The organism is uncultured Sphingomonas sp. (assembly GCF_913778135.1).
In the GTDB taxonomy this organism is placed as follows: Bacteria; Pseudomonadota; Alphaproteobacteria; order Sphingomonadales; family Sphingomonadaceae; genus Sphingomonas.
Genome location: NZ_CAJYVU010000055.1, coordinates 1 through 19,384 on the forward strand (window position 1 = coordinate 1; position 19,384 = coordinate 19,384).

The 19,384-nt window shown below is 67.8% G+C and carries 20 protein-coding genes; 4 read left to right on the forward strand and 16 right to left on the reverse strand.

Annotated elements, in window-relative coordinates:
* Window positions 1-359: 359 nt before the first annotated feature.
* Genes pcaD through QZ847_RS05725 form a run of 6 tightly spaced genes read right to left on the reverse strand, consistent with a single transcriptional unit; the run spans window position 360 to window position 5,443 of the window.
* Window positions 360-1,550 (reverse strand): 3-oxoadipate enol-lactonase, encoded by a 1,191-nt coding sequence (gene pcaD / locus QZ847_RS05700; protein ID WP_294354101.1) that lies wholly within the window; start codon window positions 1,548-1,550, stop codon window positions 360-362.
* Between the two features lie 4 nt (window positions 1,551-1,554).
* Window positions 1,555-2,694: a lyase family protein gene (locus QZ847_RS05705; protein WP_294354104.1), complete on the reverse strand. Its 1,140-nt coding sequence runs from the start codon at window positions 2,692-2,694 to the stop codon at window positions 1,555-1,557.
* Window positions 2,691-3,383, reverse strand: coding sequence for a protocatechuate 3,4-dioxygenase subunit alpha (gene pcaG / locus QZ847_RS05710; protein ID WP_294354107.1), 693 nt, complete (start codon window positions 3,381-3,383; stop codon window positions 2,691-2,693). The genes QZ847_RS05705 and pcaG overlap by 4 nt, the downstream gene beginning before the upstream one ends.
* Window positions 3,376-4,089, reverse strand: a complete 714-nt coding sequence (gene pcaH, locus QZ847_RS05715; protein WP_294354110.1) for a protocatechuate 3,4-dioxygenase subunit beta — start codon at window positions 4,087-4,089, stop codon at window positions 3,376-3,378. Before pcaH ends, pcaG begins: the two co-directional genes overlap by 8 nt.
* A complete protein-coding gene (locus tag QZ847_RS05720) occupies window positions 4,086-4,733 on the reverse strand; it encodes a 3-oxoacid CoA-transferase subunit B (protein WP_294354113.1) in 648 nt (215 codons plus the stop codon). The genes pcaH and QZ847_RS05720 overlap by 4 nt, the downstream gene beginning before the upstream one ends.
* Window positions 4,730-5,443 (reverse strand): CoA transferase subunit A, encoded by a 714-nt coding sequence (locus QZ847_RS05725; RefSeq protein ID WP_294354118.1) that lies wholly within the window; start codon window positions 5,441-5,443, stop codon window positions 4,730-4,732. Before QZ847_RS05725 ends, QZ847_RS05720 begins: the two co-directional genes overlap by 4 nt.
* Window positions 5,444-5,614: 171 nt before the next feature.
* Here QZ847_RS05725 and QZ847_RS05730 point away from each other — a divergent pair, with 171 nt between their 5' ends.
* Window positions 5,615-6,490, forward strand: coding sequence for a helix-turn-helix domain-containing protein (locus QZ847_RS05730; protein WP_294354120.1), 876 nt, complete (start codon window positions 5,615-5,617; stop codon window positions 6,488-6,490).
* A 4-nt stretch (window positions 6,491-6,494) separates the two neighbouring features.
* On the opposite strand, the gene QZ847_RS05735 is transcribed toward QZ847_RS05730, so the two are convergent.
* Complete coding sequence (locus QZ847_RS05735) at window positions 6,495-7,118, reverse strand: MarR family winged helix-turn-helix transcriptional regulator (RefSeq protein ID WP_294354123.1); 624 nt, start codon at window positions 7,116-7,118, stop codon at window positions 6,495-6,497.
* Between QZ847_RS05735 and QZ847_RS05740 the strand changes: the two genes are divergently transcribed.
* Window positions 7,057-8,697 carry an FAD-dependent monooxygenase gene (locus QZ847_RS05740; protein WP_366930171.1) on the forward strand — a complete coding sequence of 547 codons (1,641 nt, stop codon included), beginning with the start codon at window positions 7,057-7,059 and terminating at the stop codon, window positions 8,695-8,697. The two genes, QZ847_RS05735 and QZ847_RS05740, sit on opposite strands and share 62 nt — an antisense overlap.
* A 23-nt stretch (window positions 8,698-8,720) precedes the next feature.
* Here the strand turns inward: QZ847_RS05740 and QZ847_RS05745 are convergent, their stop codons facing one another.
* The 5 genes from QZ847_RS05745 to QZ847_RS05765 form a co-directional block, all read right to left on the reverse strand.
* A complete protein-coding gene (locus QZ847_RS05745) occupies window positions 8,721-9,965 on the reverse strand; it encodes an MFS transporter (protein WP_294354128.1) in 1,245 nt (414 codons plus the stop codon).
* A gap of 13 nt (window positions 9,966-9,978) precedes the next feature.
* The gene (locus QZ847_RS05750; RefSeq protein WP_294354131.1) at window positions 9,979-11,259 is read right to left on the reverse strand and encodes an MFS transporter; all 1,281 of its coding nucleotides are present in this window, start codon (window positions 11,257-11,259) and stop codon (window positions 9,979-9,981) included.
* Between the two features lie 75 nt (window positions 11,260-11,334).
* A complete protein-coding gene (locus QZ847_RS05755; RefSeq protein ID WP_294354135.1) occupies window positions 11,335-13,026 on the reverse strand; it encodes an alginate export family protein in 1,692 nt (563 codons plus the stop codon).
* 53 nt (window positions 13,027-13,079) lie between these two features.
* A complete protein-coding gene (locus QZ847_RS05760; RefSeq protein ID WP_294354138.1) occupies window positions 13,080-13,400 on the reverse strand; it encodes a 2Fe-2S iron-sulfur cluster-binding protein in 321 nt (106 codons plus the stop codon).
* Between the two features lie 19 nt (window positions 13,401-13,419).
* Window positions 13,420-13,824 (reverse strand): hypothetical protein, encoded by a 405-nt coding sequence (locus QZ847_RS05765; protein WP_294354140.1) that lies wholly within the window; start codon window positions 13,822-13,824, stop codon window positions 13,420-13,422.
* A gap of 72 nt (window positions 13,825-13,896) precedes the next feature.
* On the opposite strand from QZ847_RS05765, the gene QZ847_RS05770 reads away from it, so the two are divergent.
* On the forward strand, window positions 13,897-14,664 hold the full coding sequence (locus QZ847_RS05770) for an IclR family transcriptional regulator (protein ID WP_294354143.1): 768 nt from the start codon (window positions 13,897-13,899) through the stop codon (window positions 14,662-14,664).
* Window positions 14,665-14,698: 34 nt separating this feature from the next.
* On the opposite strand, the gene QZ847_RS05775 is transcribed toward QZ847_RS05770, so the two are convergent.
* Genes QZ847_RS05775 through QZ847_RS05790 form a run of 4 tightly spaced genes read right to left on the reverse strand, consistent with a single transcriptional unit; the run spans window position 14,699 to window position 17,615 of the window.
* Window positions 14,699-14,890 (reverse strand): hypothetical protein, encoded by a 192-nt coding sequence (locus tag QZ847_RS05775; protein ID WP_294354145.1) that lies wholly within the window; start codon window positions 14,888-14,890, stop codon window positions 14,699-14,701.
* Window positions 14,891-14,899: 9 nt separating this feature from the next.
* Entirely contained in the window at window positions 14,900-15,466 is a 567-nt protein-coding gene (locus QZ847_RS05780; RefSeq protein ID WP_294354147.1) for a 3-phenylpropionate/cinnamic acid dioxygenase subunit beta, read from the reverse strand.
* Window positions 15,463-16,278, reverse strand: coding sequence for an SDR family oxidoreductase (locus QZ847_RS05785; RefSeq protein WP_294354149.1), 816 nt, complete (start codon window positions 16,276-16,278; stop codon window positions 15,463-15,465). Before QZ847_RS05785 ends, QZ847_RS05780 begins: the two co-directional genes overlap by 4 nt.
* A complete protein-coding gene (locus tag QZ847_RS05790) occupies window positions 16,275-17,615 on the reverse strand; it encodes an aromatic ring-hydroxylating dioxygenase subunit alpha (RefSeq protein WP_294354151.1) in 1,341 nt (446 codons plus the stop codon). The genes QZ847_RS05785 and QZ847_RS05790 overlap by 4 nt, the downstream gene beginning before the upstream one ends.
* 139 nt (window positions 17,616-17,754) lie before the next feature.
* Here QZ847_RS05790 and QZ847_RS05795 point away from each other — a divergent pair, with 139 nt between their 5' ends.
* The gene (locus QZ847_RS05795) at window positions 17,755-18,942 is read left to right on the forward strand and encodes an FAD-dependent oxidoreductase (RefSeq protein WP_294354153.1); all 1,188 of its coding nucleotides are present in this window, start codon (window positions 17,755-17,757) and stop codon (window positions 18,940-18,942) included.
* Window positions 18,943-19,384 lie beyond the last annotated feature (442 nt).

A 19,384-nucleotide genomic window follows, 5' to 3' on the forward strand; every position in this document is an offset into this window, starting at 1 on the left:
GCATTCGCTGCCGGGCTTGAACAGCAACGGGCGGGGTTAACCCCGCCCGTTGCTTCACCCGCGCTCATGCGCGACAACACCGGTCGGTCTCTGGTTGCCGCTGGATGAAAGACCGGGGTCACGTCAAAAGCCACGGCGAGCCGTGTGTCGATGACCCCACGCTTGAACAGCGGAGCCTCTACGTTTCACAAGCTCAGTGAAGATCACACCTACATGGGCATGGCCAGCCAAATTACTTCGGATGACGAGTTGAAGTAGCGGCACAGACTGGCTGGTCAGCTGACGAGGCATGCACCCGCCCTACCCACTTCTGGGTACAAGCTGGTGCATCCGATCTGACGATGCCCATCACCAGGTGTTCAGTCCATGTCCTTGGCCGCTTCCAGCTCCGCGATGATCTTCTGCGCCTCGGCAAAGCCGGTGTTCGCCGCCGGCACCCCGGCGTAGATCGCCGCCTGCATCAGCACCTCCTTCAACTCGTCGCGCGTAAACCCGCCCTGCATCAGACCGGCACGGACGTGCAGCGCGAACTCCTCCCACCGCCCGAGCGCACAGGTGATCGCCAGCACGATCAAGCGTCGCGTGCGGTCGTCCAGCCCTGGCCGCCCCCAGATCTCGTGCCACGCGATGCGCGTGATCATGGTCTGGAAATCAGCGGTGAACGGCGTCCGCTTGGTGAGGCTCGCGTCGACCCAGGCGTCCCCCAGCACGCGGCGACGATTGACCAGTCCCGCCTCGAACAGCGTCTCGCCCGCTTCCTCGATCGCCTCGTCGCGTGCCAGAAAGCCGCGCAGCGCCGTTGCCAGCGTCCCCGGCGCCTCGATCGGTGGCAGGTGTGCGCCCGCGAGCTCCACGTGCCGCGCGTTCGCAATACTGCTCAGCAGGTGCTCGCCGTGCCCGGCCAGCGGCGTCGACACATCCTGCGCGCCCGTCACCACCAGCACCGGCACCGCGATGTCGCTCAGCCGGTATCGCAGGTTCATGTCGCGGATCGCCGCGGCTGCGCCGGCGTAGCCCGCATCCTCCTGCCGCGCGATCGCGTCGCGCAACGCGTCGGCGATCTCGGGATGCGCGCGCGCGAACCCGGGCGACAGGAAGCGTCCGATCGCCATATCGGCGATCCCCGCGGTGCCGCCCGCGCGTACTGCGTCTACGCGCGCCGCCCACGCCGCCGGGTCCATCGTCGCCGAGGTGCACACCAGCGCCAGCGCCGACACGCGCTGCGGATGGTCGAGCGCGAGCTGCATCGCCACCATCCCGCCGAGCGACACGCCCGCCACCGCCGCCTGCGCGACGCCCGCGTCCGCCATCACCGCGGCGACATCGTCCGCCAGCATCGCGAGGCTATAGTCGCCCGCCGGCGCGTCCGACCCGCCATGCCCGCGCGCATCGATCCTGAGCAGCCGGAACGCCGGCAGCAGCAACGGCGCCGCCGCATCCCACAACGCCATGTCGGTGCCGATCGAGTTGAGCAGCACCAGCACCGGCCGCGCCGCCGCGCCGTCCAGCCGCCAGTACAGCCGTACCCCATCACGCGTCGTGAATGCCATGGCCCTAGCCCCCCGCACCAAGCAGCGCCGCGATGATCGCGCCGCTCTCACCGATGTCGTCACCCACGTCGGCCGCGCGCAGGTTGCGCGCGATCGCGGCTTCGTCGACCTCCAGCCCCTCAGCGACGACCGCCAGCGCCGCCGCGCTGCCCGAGGCGAGCAGGAACAAGTCGGCCAGCGCCGGCCCCTCCGCCTGCCAGCCACCGAGCCCGCGCTCCTGTTCCTGCGGCAATCCCGCCAGCACGCCCGCGACCAGCCCGGGCGCGCGCGTAGCAGCCGACAATGCGACCTGGCATCCGGTCGGGTTACGCTTATGCGCCATCGCCGATGATCCGCCGCGCCCAGCGATCGCGGGCTCGCGCGCTTCGCCGATGCCGTTCTGCGCCAGCAGCGACACGTCGCGGGCGACCTTGCCCAATGCGCCGATCACCAGGCCCAGCGCGGCGGCGATCGCGCCAACCCCGACGCGGCGCGCGTGCCACGGCGGCGCGCACCCGAGTCCGAGTGACGCCGCCATGTACGCGGCGATCATCTCGCCCTGCCCGTCCACGCCCGCGCGCGTGCCCGCCGCACCGCCCCATTGCAGCACCGTGTGGCGCGTGACTGCCTCGTCCAGCGAACGGCGCGCCCCGGCCACGCCGGCCGCGCCTTGTGCCAGCCGCAGCCCGAACGCGACCGGCAGCGCGTCCTGCAATAAGGTGCGCCCGATCGCGGGCGTGTCGTGGTGCTTCGTCGCCAGTGCGTGGAACCCCGCGACGACGCGGTCGAGATCGGCCAGCAGCAGCACGCACGCGCGGCGCACCTGCATCATCAGCACGCTGTCGGCGACGTCCTGGCTCGTCGCGGCGCGGTGGAGCGCCTGCGCCGCCTCGCCCCCCAACGCCGCCCGCGCGCGCGCCACCAGCGGGATTGCGAGCGTGCCCGCGAGCGCCGCTTCCTCCGCCAGTTCGGCCGGGTCAATCCGGAGCTGCGCCAGCCCCTCCGCGACCACCTCGGCCACCGCAGGTGCGATCACGCCCGCCTCGCCTTGCGCGCGCGCCAGCGCTACTTCGAACGCCAGCGCGTGCGTGATCGTCGCTGCGTCGTCGAACGCCTCGATCATCGCGGGCGTAGCGACCGTCCGCCAGCGCAGCAGGTCGCTCACAGGTCGAAGAACACGGTTTCACCCGCTCCCTGCAACACCAGGTCGAGCGACCACGCGCCCGCTTCGTCCGCCCGCGCGATCAACGTGCGGCGTCGTGCCGCCGGCACCTGCGCCAGCACCAGGTCATCCTCGTTCCCCGCCGCGCCGTCGAAGTACACGCGCGTCGCCAACCGCTTGATCAGGCCACGCCCGAAGATCGACAGCGCGATGTGCGGCGCCTGCAGCGAATTGCCCGGCCCCGGCACGCGCCCCGGCATGATCGTGCGGAAACGATAGCGTCCCTCGTCGTCGGTCGACGCGCGGCCGAAACCGACAAAATGCGGGTCGAGCGGCACGTCGTCGCGCGCGTCGTCGTGGCTGCGGTAGCGTCCGGCGGCGTTCGCCTGCCAGATCTCGATCATCGCATCAGGTACGCCGTCGCCCGCGCCGTCGATCACGCGACCGGTCAGCTCGATCACCGTGCCCTCTGGCACCCCGCTTGGCGAGGACAGGTTGAGCACGTAGTGGGCTTCCGGGAACAGATCGGGCCGCGCGCCCATGTCCGACTTGCCGACCAGGTCCGCGCCGCCCTTCCACGGCAGGCCGTAGTGGAAGAACGGCCCTACCGTCTGGCTCGGCGTCTGTCCGAACAACACCGGATCCTGGTTGTTGGCGCGCGGGTCCGGCTGCCGGTCGGCGGGATCAGTCATGGTGATCTTCCTCAAACGGCGTCTGCTCGCGCCCCTTCAGCACCACGTCGAAGCGGTAACCGAGCGCCCAGTTCGGCTCTGTCACGTCCATGTCGAGCCGCGCGACCATCCGCTGCCGACACGGCATCGGCACCGCGTTCGCGATCGGATCGATCTCGATCAGCGGATCGTCCGGGAAATAGAGCTGCGTCACCAGCCGCGTCGCGAACGCGGGGCCGAGCAGCGACAGATGGATGTGCGCGGGCCGCCACGCATTCCTGTGGTTACCCCACGGATAGGCGCCGGGGCGCACCGTGACGAAGCGGTAGCGCCCGTCGGCGTCGGTCACCACGCGCCCCGCGCCGGTGAAGTTCGGATCATGCGGCGCGTCCCACTGGTCGCGTTCGTGGATGTAGCGCCCGGCGGCGTTTGCCTGCCAGATCTCCATGACAGTGTCGGGCACCGCGCGACCGGCCTCGTCGAGCACGCGTCCGGTTACGATGATCCGTTGGCCGAGCGGCACGCCGGCGTGCTGCGTCGTCAGATCGGCGAGCGCGGGACCCATCAACCGGTCCCAGCATCCCGTCGGCCCCGTCGTCTCGGTCAATGTCGCCGGAATGCGCACCAGCGGCTCGCGCGGGCTGCGGATAACGGTCGAGCGATAGTCGGGGAACAGCGAAGGCGGCGCGCCGGCGTCCTCGCGCGCGTAGGGCACGGGATCGCTCATGCGACCAGATCCTCGGCAACCGCGAACGGCGCGCCGGTTTTGTCGCGCACCTCGTCCAGCGTCACGCCCGGCGCGAGCTCGACCAGTCGCAGACCCGGCTTGTCGCACGCCATCACGCACAGGTCGGTGACGATCAGGTCGACGCAGCCTTTGCCGGTCAGTGGCAGCGAGCATTCGGGCAGGATTTTCGGGCTGCCCGACTTGCTCGCATGGTCCATCACGACGACGATCCGCTTGACGCCCGCGACCAGATCCATCGCGCCGCCCATGCCCTTCACCATCTTGCCGGGGATGGTCCAGTTGGCGATGTCGCCCGCGACCGACACTTCCATCGCGCCCAGCACCGCCATGTCGATGTGCCCGCCGCGGATCATCGCGAAACTGTCGGCCGAGGAGAAGAAGCTGGAGGTCGGCAGCGTCGTGACCGTCTGCTTGCCCGCGTTGATGAGGTCGGGATCGGCCTCGTCGGCGTAAGGAAACGGCCCGATGCCGAGCAGCCCGTTCTCCGATTGCAGCGTCACGTCGACGCCCGCCGGCACGTGGTTGGCGACCAGCGTCGGAATGCCGATCCCCAGATTGACGTAGTAACCGTCCTGCAACTCGCGCGCCGCACGCGCCGCCATCTCGTCGCGGTTCCAGGTCATGCCGCATTCTCCCGCTCGCGCGTGGTCAGTTTCTCGATCCGTTTCTCGTTGATCGTCGATTGGACGATCCGATCGACGTAGATGCCGGGGGTGTGAATGCAATCGGGATCCATGCTGCCCGCAGGAACAATCTCCTCGACCTCGACCACCGTCATCTTGCCCGCGGTTGCCATGTTGGGATTGAAGTTGCGCGCGGTCTTGCGGAACATCAGGTTCCCCGCAGGGTCGGCGCGCCACGCCTTGATGATCGACAGATCGGCGCGCAGCCACGTCTCGCGCACATATTCCTCGCCGTCGAACACCTCGACCGGCTTGCCCTCGGCAACGACGGTGCCGACGCCCGTCTTGGTGTAAAACGCAGGGATTCCCGCGCCGCCCGCCCGAATGCGCTCCGCCAGCGTTCCTTGCGGATTCAACTCCAGCGCCAATTCGCCCGACAGATATTGCTGCTCGAACAGCTTGTTCTCGCCGACGTAGCTGGAGATCATCTTGGCGACCTGCCGCGTCTCCAGCAGCATCCACAGGCCGAACCCGTCCGCCCCGGCGTTGTTGGACACGACCGTCAGTCCCGTTACACCACTGGCGCGGATCTCGGGGATCAAACTCTCGGGGTTGCCCGACAGGCCGAAACCGCCCGACATGATCGTCATGCCGTCGAACAACAGCCCGTCCAGCGCCGCCGCGGGTGTGTCGTAGATCTTGCTCTTCATGCTGCCTCCGCCGCGTGAACGGACTGATCCGGTGCCGACGCCAGGTGCGCGGTGCTCAAGTCCCGTTCACACCTTCTCGACGCCAGTAAAATGTTCCTCCGGTTCGTTTAACGCCATCCCACATCCAGCTGTATAGTTGGACGATCTCGCAACAATCGATATGCTGCGGACGTGCCTGCCGCGAGCATCCCGAGCTTCTATCTGTACGGTGAGCCGCATCGCGCGGTGCAGGACGGGTTCATCCACGTCGAACAGCTCGCCGACCGGTCGAGAGCCAGCGGATGGACGATCCGACCGCATGCGCATGCCGACCTGGCGCAGATCTTCCTGGTCGTCAGTGGTGGCGGATTGATGCACGCGGACGATCGCGAGATCGTCTGTCGGGCGCCGACGGTGCTCGCGATTCCTGCCGGCGTGGTGCACGGCTTCAGTTGGCGAAGCGACTCCTCCGGCGCGGTCGTCACCTTGGCGCAGGCGTACCTCGCGGAAGTCGCCGGCCGTTTTCCCGATCTTGCCGCCGTGTTCGCCGGCCTGCGCGCACTCTCCCCCACCCATCAGCAGGTTTCCGACCTGCTGCTCAACGCGACGGCGCTGCAGCGGGAACTGGGCTGGGCTGCGCTGGGGCATCATGCGGCAGTAGAGGCGCAGTTGCTTGGACTGCTCGTCGGCGTGCTGCGACAGCTCGGTCCGATCGAAACCAAGCCTCGTACGACATCGGGACAGCAGGCTTCGCTGGTGGCGCGATACCGCGAGCGGATCGGCGAGCGCTTCCGACTGCGCGAGACGGTGTCGCGCCACGCCGCCGCGTTGGGCAGCAGCGAGACAAGCCTGCGCAGCGCCTGCGCCCGCATCGCCGGCCGATCGCCGGCCGCGATGCTGGACGAGCGCGCGATGCTCGAAGCTCGACGCGCGCTGCGCTACACCACTCTGTCCGTGGCTGAGATCGGCTATGCCGTCGGTTTCGCGGATCCAGCCTACTTTTCCCGCTTCTTCACGCGCCACGCCGGCTGCTCGCCGCGCGCCTACCGCCGCGGCGCGGGTGCCTAGGGGCTCACGTACGTCGCGATGTTGCGCGATGATGTGCCGCCGGATCGAGCGGGGTGCGCGCCTTGTCGTTGAACGCGTCGACCAGCGTCCTCAGCGTGTCTAGCAGCCGCTCCGCATCTTTCGGAGCCAGTGGAGAGAGCAACCGCTCCTGTGCGCGAGCGACACGCTGCGACATGTCGGCGAGGACCGCTGCCCCGCGAGCCGTCAGCACCATCTCCCGTCGGCGGCGATCCTCCGGGTTTAGTCGCCGCTCCACGGACCCGTTCGTCACCAGCTTATCGAGCACCAGCGAGGTGGTCGAGCGATCTTGGCCTAGAAGCTTCGACACCCCAACCTGATCGAGGCCAGGGCAGGCGTCCAGTATGCGCAACACGCCATATTGCGTTGCCGTCACCATCAGCTCTCCTGATTCCTCAAGGAATAGCGTCTGCGCGATCTGATGCGCACGCCGGATCAGAAAGCCCGGTCGATCCCACAGGGTCTCCAGCTCCTTCTGCGTATCGTCTTCTTCCATGTACGCCTTCTCGCGTCCGATCGCCGACAGTTCAACAGCTTGTCCCGGTCGGATGTTGACCTCTGATAGCGCGACAAATAGGAAGACGTCTGACGAATTAGGAGAGATAGTCATGGGTGAGCGTGACGCGGACGTCGTCGTTGTCGGAGGTGGCCCAGTTGGCATGGGCCTCGCGATCGAACTCGGGCAACGGGGCGTGCGCACTACGGTGATTGAGCGTCATCCCACGCCGCAGCCGATCCCGAAAGGTCAGAACCTGACCCAGCGCACGATGGAGCACATGCACTTCTGGGGTGTCGAACCCACGCTGCGTGCCGCCCGCACGATCCCAGCGACCGCCGGCATCGGTGGGCTGACCGCCTACGGCAGCTTGCTGAGCGGGTACCATTACGACTGGCTCAAGCGCGGGCTGGTTGACCGCTTCTACGGCCAGCGCAACGAGCGGCTGCCGCAATATGCGACGGAGGGCGTGCTCCGGCAGCGGGCGGCGCAACTGAGGTGCGTGGACATCCGCTATGGCGGCAAAGTGACACGAGTCGCAAGCGAAGGCGACATTGTGAGGCTGTCGATCGAGGGCGGCACTGGCGGGACGGTCTCCGCGCCTTACGTCGTCGGATGCGACGGCAGCCGATCGGTCGTGCGGGAGGCCGCCGGCATCACCCAGACGCTGTCCGATCACGACCGAGTCATGGCGCTGTTGGTGTTCCGGTCGGCCGAACTTAGCCGGCTGGTGGAACGGTTCCCGGGCAAGTCCTACTTCAACGTGCTTCATCCCGCTCAAAAGGGGTATTGGCTCTTCCTAGGCCGGGTCGATCTGGAGGACCGCTGGTTCTTTCACGCGCCGGTCACCGAGAGTGCCCGTGACGGTGCGTACGACTTCACGCGGCTACTGCGCGAAACCGTGGGCGCGTCGTTCGACGTCGAGATGGAGCACGTCGGGTTCTGGGATCTGCGCTTCGCGATCGCCGACGAGTACGGGCGCGGCCGCATGTTCGTCGCCGGCGACGCCGCGCACAGCCACCCGCCCTATGGTGGCTACGGCATCAACACCGGCTTCGAGGATGCCCGCAATCTCGGCTGGAAGCTGGCGGCGGCCGTGCAGGGATGGGGCGGCAGCGCCCTACTGGCTAGCTACGACGCCGAACGTCGCGCGGTGTTCGCGTCCACCGCGAAGGATTTCATCGAGCGGTCCATCCTGGACGATCGCGACTTCCTGGAGCGCTTCGATCCCGAGCGCGACCCTGAAGGATTTGCGTCGGCGTGGCGCGCGCGGGCGGACGGGGCGGTGAACGAGGTCGACCGGTTCGAGCCGCACTACACCGGCTCGCCCATCGTGTTCGGCGGGGATGGCAAACACAGCGGCGCAGTCGGCCACCACCGCTTCGTCGCGACGCCGGGGCACCATCTTGCGCCGGGCACGCTGTCCGACGGGCGCCACGTCCACGACCTGCTCGGCCAAGGCTTTACCCTGCTCTCGTTCGGCGACCACCCGCGTGCGACGGATGAGGTGCGCGATGCAGCGGCGCGACGCGACGTGCCGCTGACTGTCGTGGAACAGCCGGACGGCGGACTCACCGAGCACTACGGCGCCGCGCTCGTACTGGTCCGGCCCGACGGTTTCGTTGCCTGGACTGGTCCGGGCACTCGGGACGACGCCGACGCGGTTGTCCGCCGCTCCATCGGCGCCGGCTAAGGCGAACCCGGCATCGTCAATCCTCACGCAGGGTGGATGCCGGGCAACCGGAGCCGCTCGGCGGCGACCGCGCCACACAGGTACGCGACCGCCATTATGCACCAGCCGGTCGCGAAGCCGAACCGCGACAGCAGACTGCCAAGCAACAGCGGCCCCGACGCGAAGCCCAAGTACATGCCTAGCGCGACGATCGCGGATGCGACGCCAGCGTGCGTCGCGGGTACGCGGTGCAGCACGCCCACCATCACGACCACGTTGCTACCGATCGCGGTTGCGCCGTGCAGCACGACGCCGATCCACAACAATGCGCCCCACCCTGTCCACGCCGCCACGGCGAGGAACGACACTCCGACCGCAGCCGCCAGCGCGAGCGCAAGCAGCAACGTGCCCGCCCGCCTTTCCAGGCCCCCGAGACGGCCCCATAGGACACGGGCGGCAAGACCGACGCCGCCCGCGATCGCGATAGTAGCTCCCGCCGACACCGCACCTAAATGCAGCCCGTCGCGCGCGAACAACGGTAGGTAGACGTTGGTCGCTTGTAACCCCGTCCCGGTGAACAGCGCGTAAGCCGCGAAAGTCCAGACGACCCCGCGCATTGCGGTCGGGTCCGGTGCCGCCATTGGAACCGCTGCCACCGTCGCTGTCGCGCCTGCCGGCGCGCGTGTCGAGAAAAGCCCGTGAACCCGGGAGAGTGCAGCGACCAGCAGGATCGCCAATGCCGCGAAGGTGCTGCGCCAGCCGAACATAACAGCCAAGGCCGGCAGCAGCAGCCCCGCGAGCGCCTGGCTGCACTGGACGCCGGATTGCTTCACTCCCATCCAGCGTGTTCGCAGGTCGGCATCCACGCGATCAGCTATAACTCTGTTGGTGAACGGGTTGGATAAGGCGTGCGCCGGCCCGGCCACGACTGCCGCGGCGATCAGCCACGATAGGTCGTGCGCCAGTGCGAGCCCGACGAACGACACTGCCGCGCCGATGAAGATGATCGTCAGCTGCGCTGCCTGCGAGACTAGGTGAATTGCCCTCGACGCAATGAGGGAGAAGGCTGCCGCGCTAAGGAAGCTGATGGATGCGAACAGGCCGAACTGCGCCACGGTGATCCGCAGTTCGGCAACCAGCGTGGGACTTAGCGCTGCCGCGGCGTAGCCGGTCAGGGGCGGCGCCGCCATCGCGAGTGTCAACGCCACCAGCATCCGCGGCTGAACCGGCCCGCTCAGCGTCGATGCCCCGCCGCCGATCGGACCGGGACGCGCCAGCGCGCGCGCCATTTCGTCAGTACGATCAAGCCGTCCGTTCCGCCACGTCCGCGCGGTGCACGGCCACCTGCACCTCTTCCGGATGCTCGTTCACGAAGTACATGGCCACTACGCCCAGGAGCGGCCCGACGGCGAGCGTCGCGAGCGCCACCATGAAGGAATTGCCTGAAGCGGCGAACGCGGCGCCCACCGCCAGCGGGACCAGCGTGCTGCCGAGCTGCCACAGTGCGTTGGTCGCGCCCGCGGCGGTGCCGAGCAGGGAACTGTCGACCAGCCGCGGCACCAGCGCGACGATCAGCGGCAGGTAGCAATAGGCGGCGAGGCCGAGCAGCGGCGCCGCGAGCATGAACGCGGCGGGCGTACGCAGTAGGCCGAACACCAGCAGCATGACGGAGAACAGCGTCAGCATCACCATCGCAGGCACCCGACGCGCCCCGTTCATCCGATCGGACAGCCAGCCGATTATCGGTTTGCCGAAGATGCCCAGAGCCGCGAAGATGGAGACGATCATGCCGGCTGTTTCGTGATCGAGTCCGCGCCCCTTTATCATCAGCGCGTTGGACCAGATCACGAAGCCGTAGGTGCCCCAGAAGCCGCCGAAGCCCGACAGGGCGACGAGCAGCAGGTTGCGGTTCCGCGCCAGCGTGCGGAAAGCGCCGCCTCGCGTGTCGGCCGTCACCTTCGCGCTGACCGGTCCAGGCCGCACGACGAAGAAGCAGATGATCCCCGCGACGACCGAAATCGTGCCGAACGCGTGGTAGGCGGCCGTCCAGTCGAAGTAGTCGATCAGCTGCGGCACCGCGGTGTTGGCGAGCAGCACACCCAGCGACGTCGCCGAGGTGTAGATTCCCATCACCTTGCCGAGCTCGGCTGGCTTGAACCAGCTCGACAGCAGCTTCACTCCCGCGCCGTACTCGGCGCCCGCGAAAAGGCCGACCAGCGCCTGAACGCCGATGCCGACCGCGGCCGAGCGCGTCGATCCAAAGGAGAACATGAACACGCCTGCGCCGATCAGCGATATGGCCAGCAGCGCGCGTCCGCCGACGCGGTCGGTCAGGTAGCCGCCCGCCGCGTTGGAGATGACGTAGCCTGCGTAGTAGGCGGTGGCGAATACGCCCAGGCTGGCCAGCGGCACCGCCAGCGCCTCTCCCACGAACAGCGACGACGGCCCCCAGGCGGAACGGTCCGCCGAGGTAAGCGTGAACCCCAGCCAGCAGATCACGAGCACGAACCAGCGATAGCCGTTCCGCTCGCGTAGCGTGTCGTCGACGTCGACGTCGACGTTGCCGTCTCTTGTGCCATTCATCGGTGCTCTCCTTGTGACGCCGCCGTTTTGCGAGGCGCGCTGCTGTCAATGGTCGTGCGTCCGGTCGCCGGGCGGTCAGAAGCGGAACTGAACCTCCGGGCCGAAGAAGGTGCTGTTGTGCAGGCCGGCGCGCTCCAGCACGTCCCCGGCGAACAGGAAGTCAGCCTTCACGCCGGCGCTCAGGTGCGGGTTGAGCTGCCACAGCACCGACGCCTTGATGAGGTCGCCGACGTCGTGGCCGCGGACGTTCTGCGTTCCCGCGTAAGGCGCGCCGGTGAAGGTGTAGACCGCGTCGAACTCGCTAGGTCGGCGCAGCCGCGAAACCTCGGTTGTCACCGAGACGCGCGGCAAAGGCGTGACGCGCAGATTGATCGAAGCGTCCGAAAGGTTGGTCGGCCCGATCAGATTGCCCCACGAGAAGTATGGGATTGACCCGTAGAAGAAGAGGAAGCTCTTCAGCGTGCCCGTGCCGTACGCGCCGCCTCCGCTGGCGTAGTCCGCGTGCACGCCGATCCGCGGGTGCCAGGGCCCGTCGTCGAGCAGGTATCCCGCGTTCGCGAACAAGCCCCAGGCTGACACGTCGCGCCCGGCGAACCGCCCGCCCTGCCGTATGATCGAAAGGTCCAGCGTCGCATCGCCCGCGGTGCCCCAGAGACGAGCGCCGTAGAAGTCGCGGTCGTCGCGTCCCACGGTGTTGCCCCAGCGGCGATCGTCGTCGCGGTGGTTCCAGTAGAAGGGATCGAGGAACAGCTTGGTGTCTGCGCCGCCCACGTGGATGGAAGGCAGCACGAAGCTCGTGCTGATGCCGCGGAAGCGTTCACCGTCGTCCCTAGGATCGTCGAAGGCACCTCGGCCCAAAGCCACCGTCTTGAACGAGAACAAGCTGGCGCGCGCCCGTGATGTCGCGAGGTTGACGCGAACCCCGTCCAGCGAGGTGTACACGTTGGGTGCCGGGCGGATGTGGAGGACGTTCGGCGGACCGTCCATGAACTCCTGCCGACCGACGCGCAGCCCGACCGCCGCGCCAGCCACCGTCGCGTCGACTTCAGCGAACAGCTGCTGCACCACGAGATCGTTGTCCTGCTGCGGCGAGGCGTTCACGCCCGGCGCCCCGAACGCCACGCTGCTGTTCAACTCGCCGAAGGCGCGGAAGTGCGGCCCCACGTGCAGGTCGGCGCCGACGACGTTGCGGACCAGCCACTGATCCTGCGCCTCCGCCTCGCGCAGGCCCGGATTGGTGACGTAGTTCAGCCGCAGACGGCTTTCCCCGCTCAAAGTCAGGTACGTGTCGCCGCTGCCCGACAGGGGAATGAACTTCAGTGGGTCGAACGCGTCGCCGCGGCCGGTGGCCGGTCGTCGCAGGCTCGACCAGTCTTCGGCGTAGCGGATGTACATGTACGGGCCGGCGCGCGGTCCGTCGCCGCGTGCGGCGGCGGGATACGGGTTGGAGAACACCGGCACCGGCTTGGTGCGCAGCAGGAAGCGTGACGGTGCGACCTGGCTGTTCTGGGTCAGCTGCTCCTGCGAAGAGGCTTCGCCGCTGCCTGTCGGCGCGTAGGTGCCGCGACGACCGGGCTGCCGCGGCCCGGTCGGCGTCCGTTGCCGCTCGAGCGCCGAATCCTTCTTGCCGTCTGCCGGCGCGGCGGCCGCTCCCGGCTGCGCCGCCGCTTCGCTCGCGGCCGGCGGCGACACCTGCGCCGACGCCGGCGCGATGCCGGCGAGCAGCCAGGCGGCGGTGCCGCCCAGCAGGACTTGTAATGTGGTCATCGTCCTCTCCTTGGTGCCGGCGCTTCCCTTGAAGTCGCCAGGCCGGAACCGGCCTATTGTTCGGGCGGGATCTCGACTGTCAGCCCGTCCAGTTCGGGCGACACGGCTATCTGGCAGGACAAGCGGCTGTTCGCTCGACGCTCGACCGCGGTCGCCTCCAGCATGTCCTCCTCGTCCTCGCCGGGAGGCCCGACCCGATCGAGCCACTCCGGCGCGACGAAGACGTGGCAGGTCGCGCACGACAGGACGCCGCCGCATTCGCCGGCGATCCCGTCGACGCCCTGCTGGACGGCGGCGAACATGACGCTGTCGCCGTCCTCGGCGTCGATCACGTCGGTCTCGCCGCCCGTCCTTCGAAAGTTGATTTTGGTCATGGGTCGTACTCCGGCGCGCTCAGAAGGCGGCGATGAGGAAGTCGTCGGTGAACTCGCCGTGCGAGACCTTGACGGGGATGTTCGAAGCGCCGGCGACCTCAAGGATCGTCGAACCGGCCGGCTCGGGCTCCGCCAGCATCGCCTCGACCATGTCGGCGAACGCCTCCGCGCCGCGGCGATCGAGCGTCCAGACGAACTCGTCCGCCACGGAACCATGCTGCAGCCCGGTGCTGGCGTCGGCGGGGACGATGCGCAGGCGCGTGTCGCGTGATGCGTCGTCAGGCGCGCGGTGCTCGATCTCGATCGCGTGCGGCGCGTCCGCAAACCGGCGCAGCGTCTGGGCCAGTCCGGCGATGTCGCCGCGTTCGCCCAGTATCAGGAACTGCGGATGGAAGTCGCTTGGCAGGAAACCGTAACGTAGCATGGATCACCTTCCCGCCGCGAAGCGCGACGTCGTTGGTGGACACTCCTGCGGAGCGCCCATAGGGGTGGAGCGATGAGCGACGAGGGATTGGATCAAGGCGGCGGAAGCGTCCGCGCGGTGCTTCGCGCGGTCGACATCCTGAAGAGCTTCGCGGGTGCGCCGGGTCCGCTCTCCGTCGCCGACATCCGGCGAAGCGTACCGCTCAGCCGGCCGACGCTCTACCGCCTGCTCGACACGCTGGTCGCGGCGGAGATGCTGCACGTCGAAGGCCAGCCCCAGCGCTTCCGCCTGGGCCGCATGGTGGCGCTGCTCGGCCGATCGTGGGCCGATCAGCTGGCGATCGACGCAGTGGCAAGGCCGATCATGGACGACCTGCGCGACCGGTCCGGCGAGACCTGCTCGCTGTTCGAACTTCGGGAGGGACGGCAGTTCTGCGTGCTGGAGTCGAAGAGCCGCCAGGCGCTGTCGATGTCGCGCGGCATCGGCGAGCTCACCGACGGCTTCCACGGCGCGAGCGGCATCGCCATACTCGCATGGCTCGACCCCGCACACGCGATTGAACTGTCGCGACGCACCAACCCGCAGGATCGTGAACCGATCACCGCCGCCGAGCTCGCGGCCACGCGCCGCGATGGCTTTGCGATCAGCCACGGGGCGATCTACAAGGGGGCAGCGTCGATCGCTGCTCCCGTGTTCGACCGCAACGGCCAGGTGTTCGGCTCGCTTGCGCTCTTCGGTCCCGAGGCCCGCATCCGCGACGAGGGGATGGACGAGCAGATTAGAATGCTGCGCGACGCCGCCGCGCGGCTGTCGGCCGAGCTCGGCGCACCGGACGCGTAAGGGTCCGCCGGCCTGCGGACCGGCGGTGGCGCGATCAGGTCGCATCGACGGCGACGATGTCGCTCGCATGGACGAGCTCTTCCTCGCCGACGATCGCTTCGTCCTCCGCTGCCACGTAGCGGATCATCAGCCACTGGCCGTCGTGCATGTTCTCGACCACTTCGGCGGTGGAGGAGTTGGCGAGCCTCAGCCGAGCGCCCGCTACGATTGGCATCACGTCGATCATGGAATGGCCTCAGAAGAAAGCGGTCAGGTTCTTCGCGAGAAGAACGTTCTGGTCGAGGATGATCTCGCGCTTGGCGATGCGCCACACCTCGCCCTCGCGCCTGATCTCGTCGGTGCGCTTGCCGACGAACGTGTAGTTCTCGTGCTCGACCCGGTTCTGGTACACGAGGAAGCGCGACTGCGCCGTGACCATGTCCGGCTTGCGCGGATCGCCCGCGGTCGCGACGACGCGGACGTTCGACACCATGTGGCAGATGCGGGAGAGCGGCTCCTCGGCGTAGTGCACGCCTGTCAGTATCTGCTCGACCCGCTTGGTCAGCGTCCACTTATCCTCGTCGAACCAGCTGATCCCCTGTCCTAGACGGGTGTTCTCGCGTTCGTCGTGCTGGCCGAACTTCACGTTCTGGCGCATGGGCATGAAGTAGACGATGTCTTCGGCGAGCAGGTCCAGCCAGTCCTTGAAGCGTCGTCGGTCGAGCAGGTCGGCCTCGTGGTAGAGGAACTCCTCTATCTCCGCCTTGAGAAGCAGTGCGTCGAGCGCGGCGCTGCCGTGCGCGGTAGACGGCGTATCGGTCATGACGATTGTCCTTGCCTTGCGGGCCGGCGCGGCACCGGACCGCCCTGATGGGAGAAGCAGCCGACGTCGACGACCGTGCCGGAGATGGCCGCGGCGTCGTCGGACAGGAGAAAGGCGACGGCCGCGGCCAGATCGCCTCCGGTCGCGACGCGGCCCGCGACCGTGCCGGGCACGTCCAACGAGAGGTCGCGCGGATCGCCGCCGACGCGGCCGACGCTCATGCCGCTGACGATGCCGCCGCCGCCGGGTATCGCTGTGTTGACACGGATGCGGTCGTGGAAGTGGTCGTAGGCCATGGCCTGCGCGAGCGCGGCGAGGGCGCCTTTCGACGCGGCGTATGCCGCCATGTTCGGCTTGCCCCAAGCGGCACCCGATCCGACCAGCACGATCGAGCCGCCGCCCTGCCGCTGCATGATCGGCACCACCGACCGCGCGCACAGGTAGGTGCCGCGCACGTTCACGGCGAAGATGCGGTCCCACAGCTCGGGCGGCGTGTCCATCACCGTGCCGAGCGGACCGATTGCGGCGTTGGCGACCAGCGCGTCGACGCGACCGAAGCGTGCCATCGCCGCCGCGGCCACGCCGTCGACCGCCTTCTCATCCGAGACGTCGGCCTCGATCAGCACCGCGTCGCGGCCGACGTCGCGCAGCGCCGCCCGCGTGCCCTCGATGCCGTCGGCGGCGACGCTCGAGACCTGCGGCGCGTCCAGTCCGAACGCGACCACGTCGTAGCCCCGACGCGCGAGCTCGACGGTGATGTCGCGGCCGAGCCCGAAGGTGCCGCCGCTCACAATCGCGACGCGGCGAGTCACTCGGCGGCCTCCGCCACCTCCTGCTGCCCCAGCAGGACGCTCCAGTCGGCGCCGTCGACGTAGGTCGCCCAGCGCTGGTAGTAGTTGCGGGCGTTCTGCTCGGTGATCTGGAAGCTCACGTCGCCGGCGACCGGCCCCTCCTGCGTGAACTTGCCGATCGACTGCGCGTAGTTGAACGGATGGCGGCGCGCGATCGTGCCCGTGCTGGCGCGCGTCGCGTAGAGCCAATTCTCCATGTCGTCCTGCTCGGTCATGCCGGCGGGCCCCGAGTACCGCATGTAGTAGTGGCGCAAATAGTCCTTCACCTTTTCCGGCGCGTCCGCGTCGACCAGGAAGAACCGCCACGCCTCCGTCTCGGTCGGGCTGTGCGGGTGCCACACGCACAGCCCGCGCGGCTGTCGGCCGTGGTAGGACGTGTTGGGGAACAAGGTGCCGGTGAACGGCAGCAGCCGCGCATCCTCGCCGAGCCGCTCCTTGCGCTGCTCGTGCGCGTCCCTGAAATACTCGTCGATCTCGGGGTCGCTCAGGTACGAGCCGGCATATTCGTTGTGCTCGCCCGCGATCGCGCTGTGCACCCCGTGGCCCTGCGGGAAGCTCACCCAGACGTGCTCGGCCTTCTCCAGCTCCGCGTCGTTGCGACGACCGGACTGGCCTCCCTTGGACCCCGGACCGATGCCGATGAGGTCGACCGAGCGATGGCTGGGATTGTGATAGGTGTCGCCCAGGAAGTTCTCGGACGCGAACTTCCAGTTCGCGGGCACGATCCACTTGTGCACGCCGATCACCTCCGATCCGCCGGGGCGGCCGTCGCGACAGTCGAGCACCTGGTCGAGATGGACGAGCGCGTCGCCCATGTACGCCTCGAACTCGGGCGCCTCCTTGTCCCAGGTCGCCCAGACCGTCCCCTTGTACACCTTCATCCTGGCAACCTCGATCAACGAGAAGTCGTCTCGATTGAGCGATCCTTCGTACAAGGTCCGATACTGCGGAACGCCCTGGAGCTTGCCCTCAGTCGTGTAGCTCCAGCTGTGATACGGGCAGGTGAAAAGCGACGTGTTGCCCTGATCGTACCGGCAGACCTTCATGCCCCGGTGCCGGCACGAGTTGAGGAATACGTGAACCGCGCCCTTCTTGTCGCGACACAGGATCACGGACTCCTCTCCCATGCGCGACGAATAGAAGTCGCCCGGGCCGGGTATCTGGCTCTCGTGCCCGACGAACAGCCAGGCGCGGGCGAACACCGTCTCCAGCTCTCTGCGGTAGATGTCGGCGTCGACGAAGATGTCGCGGCTGATCGCGCCGTTGCGCGCGTCGACGAGGGATGCGGCGTCAGTCATTGCGAATCAATCCTCTCTCACGTCCGTCAGATGGACACTTGTCTCATTTAATAAGCTGCGGTAAACGGCTCGCGTTGTCAATCACCTGATGCAAGCGGCTGCCGGGCGGCCGCGCACGGGCGACCAGAGGAGAGAGGCCGTGACCACGTACGACGTGCTCATCGTAGGAGCCGGTCACGGGGGCGCACAGGCGGCGGTGGCGCTGCGGCAGCACGGCTTCCAAGGCACGGTCGGCATGTTCGGGGACGAGCCCGAGCCGCCCTACGAGCGTCCTCCGCTCAGCAAAGAGTATATGTCCGGCGAACGTCCCTTCGACCGTATGTTGCTGCGCCCGCCCGCTTTCTGGAGCAACAAGGGCGTCGACGTCGTGACCGGCGCGCCGGTCACGCGCGTGCGGAAGGACGAGAAGGTGGCCGAGACCGCGGAGGGCCGGCGGATCAGCTACGGCACGCTCATCTGGGCCGCTGGCGGCGCTGCCCGCCGACTGGAGTGCGAGGGGCACGATCTGCGGGGCGTGCACACCGTGCGTTCACGCGCGGACGTCGATCGGCTGATCGAGGAATTGCCCGCCACCGAGCGGGTGGTCGTCGTCGGCGGTGGCTTCATCGGCTTGGAAGCGGCCGCTGTGCTGACCAAGCTTGGCAAGCGGGTGACCGTCCTCGAAGCGCAGGATCGGCTTCTCGCGCGCGTGTGCGGTCAGGAGATATCCCGCTTCTATCTCCGCCAGCACCGCGCCCGGGGGGTGAACGTTCACTTGGACACCGTCGTCGAAAGCATAGTCGGCGAAGGTGGGCGGGTCATCGGCGTTCGGCTCGCCTCGGGGCGAACGATCTCCTGCGAGATGGTGATCGTCGGCATCGGGATCGTACCCGCCGTGGCGCCGCTGGTGGCGGCGGGCGCGAGCGAGCACAACGGAGTGCAGGTCGATCAGCATTGCCGCACGTCGATTGCCAACGTCTACGCACTTGGCGACTGCGCGCGACGTCCCAGCCGTTACGCGGTCGGTGGCTCGGTTCGCCTCGAGTCGGTCCAGAACGCCGGCGTGATGGCGGCCGCGGCCGTCGCCAGCCTCATGGGCGAGGCGTTGCCGAATGAGCCAGTGCCGTGGTTCTGGTCTAATCAGTTCGATCTTCGCCTGCAAACGATTGGCTTAGCGGCAGGGCATGATCGCACGATCGTTTACGGCGATCCGAAGCTGCCGGGTTTCAGCGTCATCTACCTGCGTGAGGACCGCATCCTTGCACTCGATTGCGTCAATGCCGCCAAGCAGTTCGCACGAGGCAAACGCCTCATCGGAGAAGTCATGACGACAGACACGACATTGTAGACGTAGCTGACATACGTAGCCGCCGAACCTAGGTGTTTAGTCTCGGCATCTGGTTTCCGATCGGCGTAGTGACGATGATCGCGATCGCTCTGGTGCAAAAGCGACAGGGATCCTCACGGCCCTGATCGAAGACGAAGACGCCAAGGCTTAATGGCCTCGTCGACTATCAAACGCTGAGCGAGTAGCTGCTGGGTAACGGGGCGATGGGGTAGTTGGCAGCTTGTCCAGGCAAGTCGAGGTTACACGATGGCGGAGCGTCAAAAGGCATTCAGCAACCGCTGATCTCGGACGAACGGACGCAGAACATGGAGTGCCAACTCGTCACCGTCAAATGGAAGCGACCTCGACGCTACGCGATCCTATTGCCACACGCTGACGCGCTCGGCCGGTGCCAGATACAATGCGTCACCGGGCTTGACGTTGAACGCCGTGTACCAGGGGG

What these genes read in the sequence shown, in the direction of transcription:
- QZ847_RS05725 (WP_294354118.1), bottom strand. Translation starts at nt 5,443, where the DNA reads ATGAAGAGCAAGATCTACGACACACCCGCGGCGGCGCTGGACGGGCTG.
- QZ847_RS05735 (WP_294354123.1), bottom strand. Translation starts at nt 7,118, where the DNA reads ATGACTATCTCTCCTAATTCGTCAGACGTCTTCCTATTTGTCGCGCTA.
- QZ847_RS05770 (WP_294354143.1), top strand. Translation starts at nt 13,897, where the DNA reads ATGAGCGACGAGGGATTGGATCAAGGCGGCGGAAGCGTCCGCGCGGTG.
- QZ847_RS05760 (WP_294354138.1), bottom strand. Translation starts at nt 13,400, where the DNA reads ATGACCAAAATCAACTTTCGAAGGACGGGCGGCGAGACCGACGTGATC.
- pcaG (WP_294354107.1), bottom strand. Translation starts at nt 3,383, where the DNA reads ATGACTGATCCCGCCGACCGGCAGCCGGACCCGCGCGCCAACAACCAG.
- QZ847_RS05790 (WP_294354151.1), bottom strand. Translation starts at nt 17,615, where the DNA reads ATGACTGACGCCGCATCCCTCGTCGACGCGCGCAACGGCGCGATCAGC.
- QZ847_RS05750 (WP_294354131.1), bottom strand. Translation starts at nt 11,259, where the DNA reads ATGAATGGCACAAGAGACGGCAACGTCGACGTCGACGTCGACGACACG.
- QZ847_RS05745 (WP_294354128.1), bottom strand. Translation starts at nt 9,965, where the DNA reads ATGGCGCGCGCGCTGGCGCGTCCCGGTCCGATCGGCGGCGGGGCATCG.
- QZ847_RS05765 (WP_294354140.1), bottom strand. Translation starts at nt 13,824, where the DNA reads ATGCTACGTTACGGTTTCCTGCCAAGCGACTTCCATCCGCAGTTCCTG.
- QZ847_RS05780 (WP_294354147.1), bottom strand. Translation starts at nt 15,466, where the DNA reads ATGACCGATACGCCGTCTACCGCGCACGGCAGCGCCGCGCTCGACGCA.
- QZ847_RS05740 (WP_366930171.1), top strand. Translation starts at nt 7,057, where the DNA reads ATGTTGACCTCTGATAGCGCGACAAATAGGAAGACGTCTGACGAATTA.
- pcaH (WP_294354110.1), bottom strand. Translation starts at nt 4,089, where the DNA reads ATGAGCGATCCCGTGCCCTACGCGCGCGAGGACGCCGGCGCGCCGCCT.
- QZ847_RS05720 (WP_294354113.1), bottom strand. Translation starts at nt 4,733, where the DNA reads ATGACCTGGAACCGCGACGAGATGGCGGCGCGTGCGGCGCGCGAGTTG.
- QZ847_RS05755 (WP_294354135.1), bottom strand. Translation starts at nt 13,026, where the DNA reads ATGACCACATTACAAGTCCTGCTGGGCGGCACCGCCGCCTGGCTGCTC.
- QZ847_RS05775 (WP_294354145.1), bottom strand. Translation starts at nt 14,890, where the DNA reads ATGATCGACGTGATGCCAATCGTAGCGGGCGCTCGGCTGAGGCTCGCC.
- pcaD (WP_294354101.1), bottom strand. Translation starts at nt 1,550, where the DNA reads ATGGCATTCACGACGCGTGATGGGGTACGGCTGTACTGGCGGCTGGAC.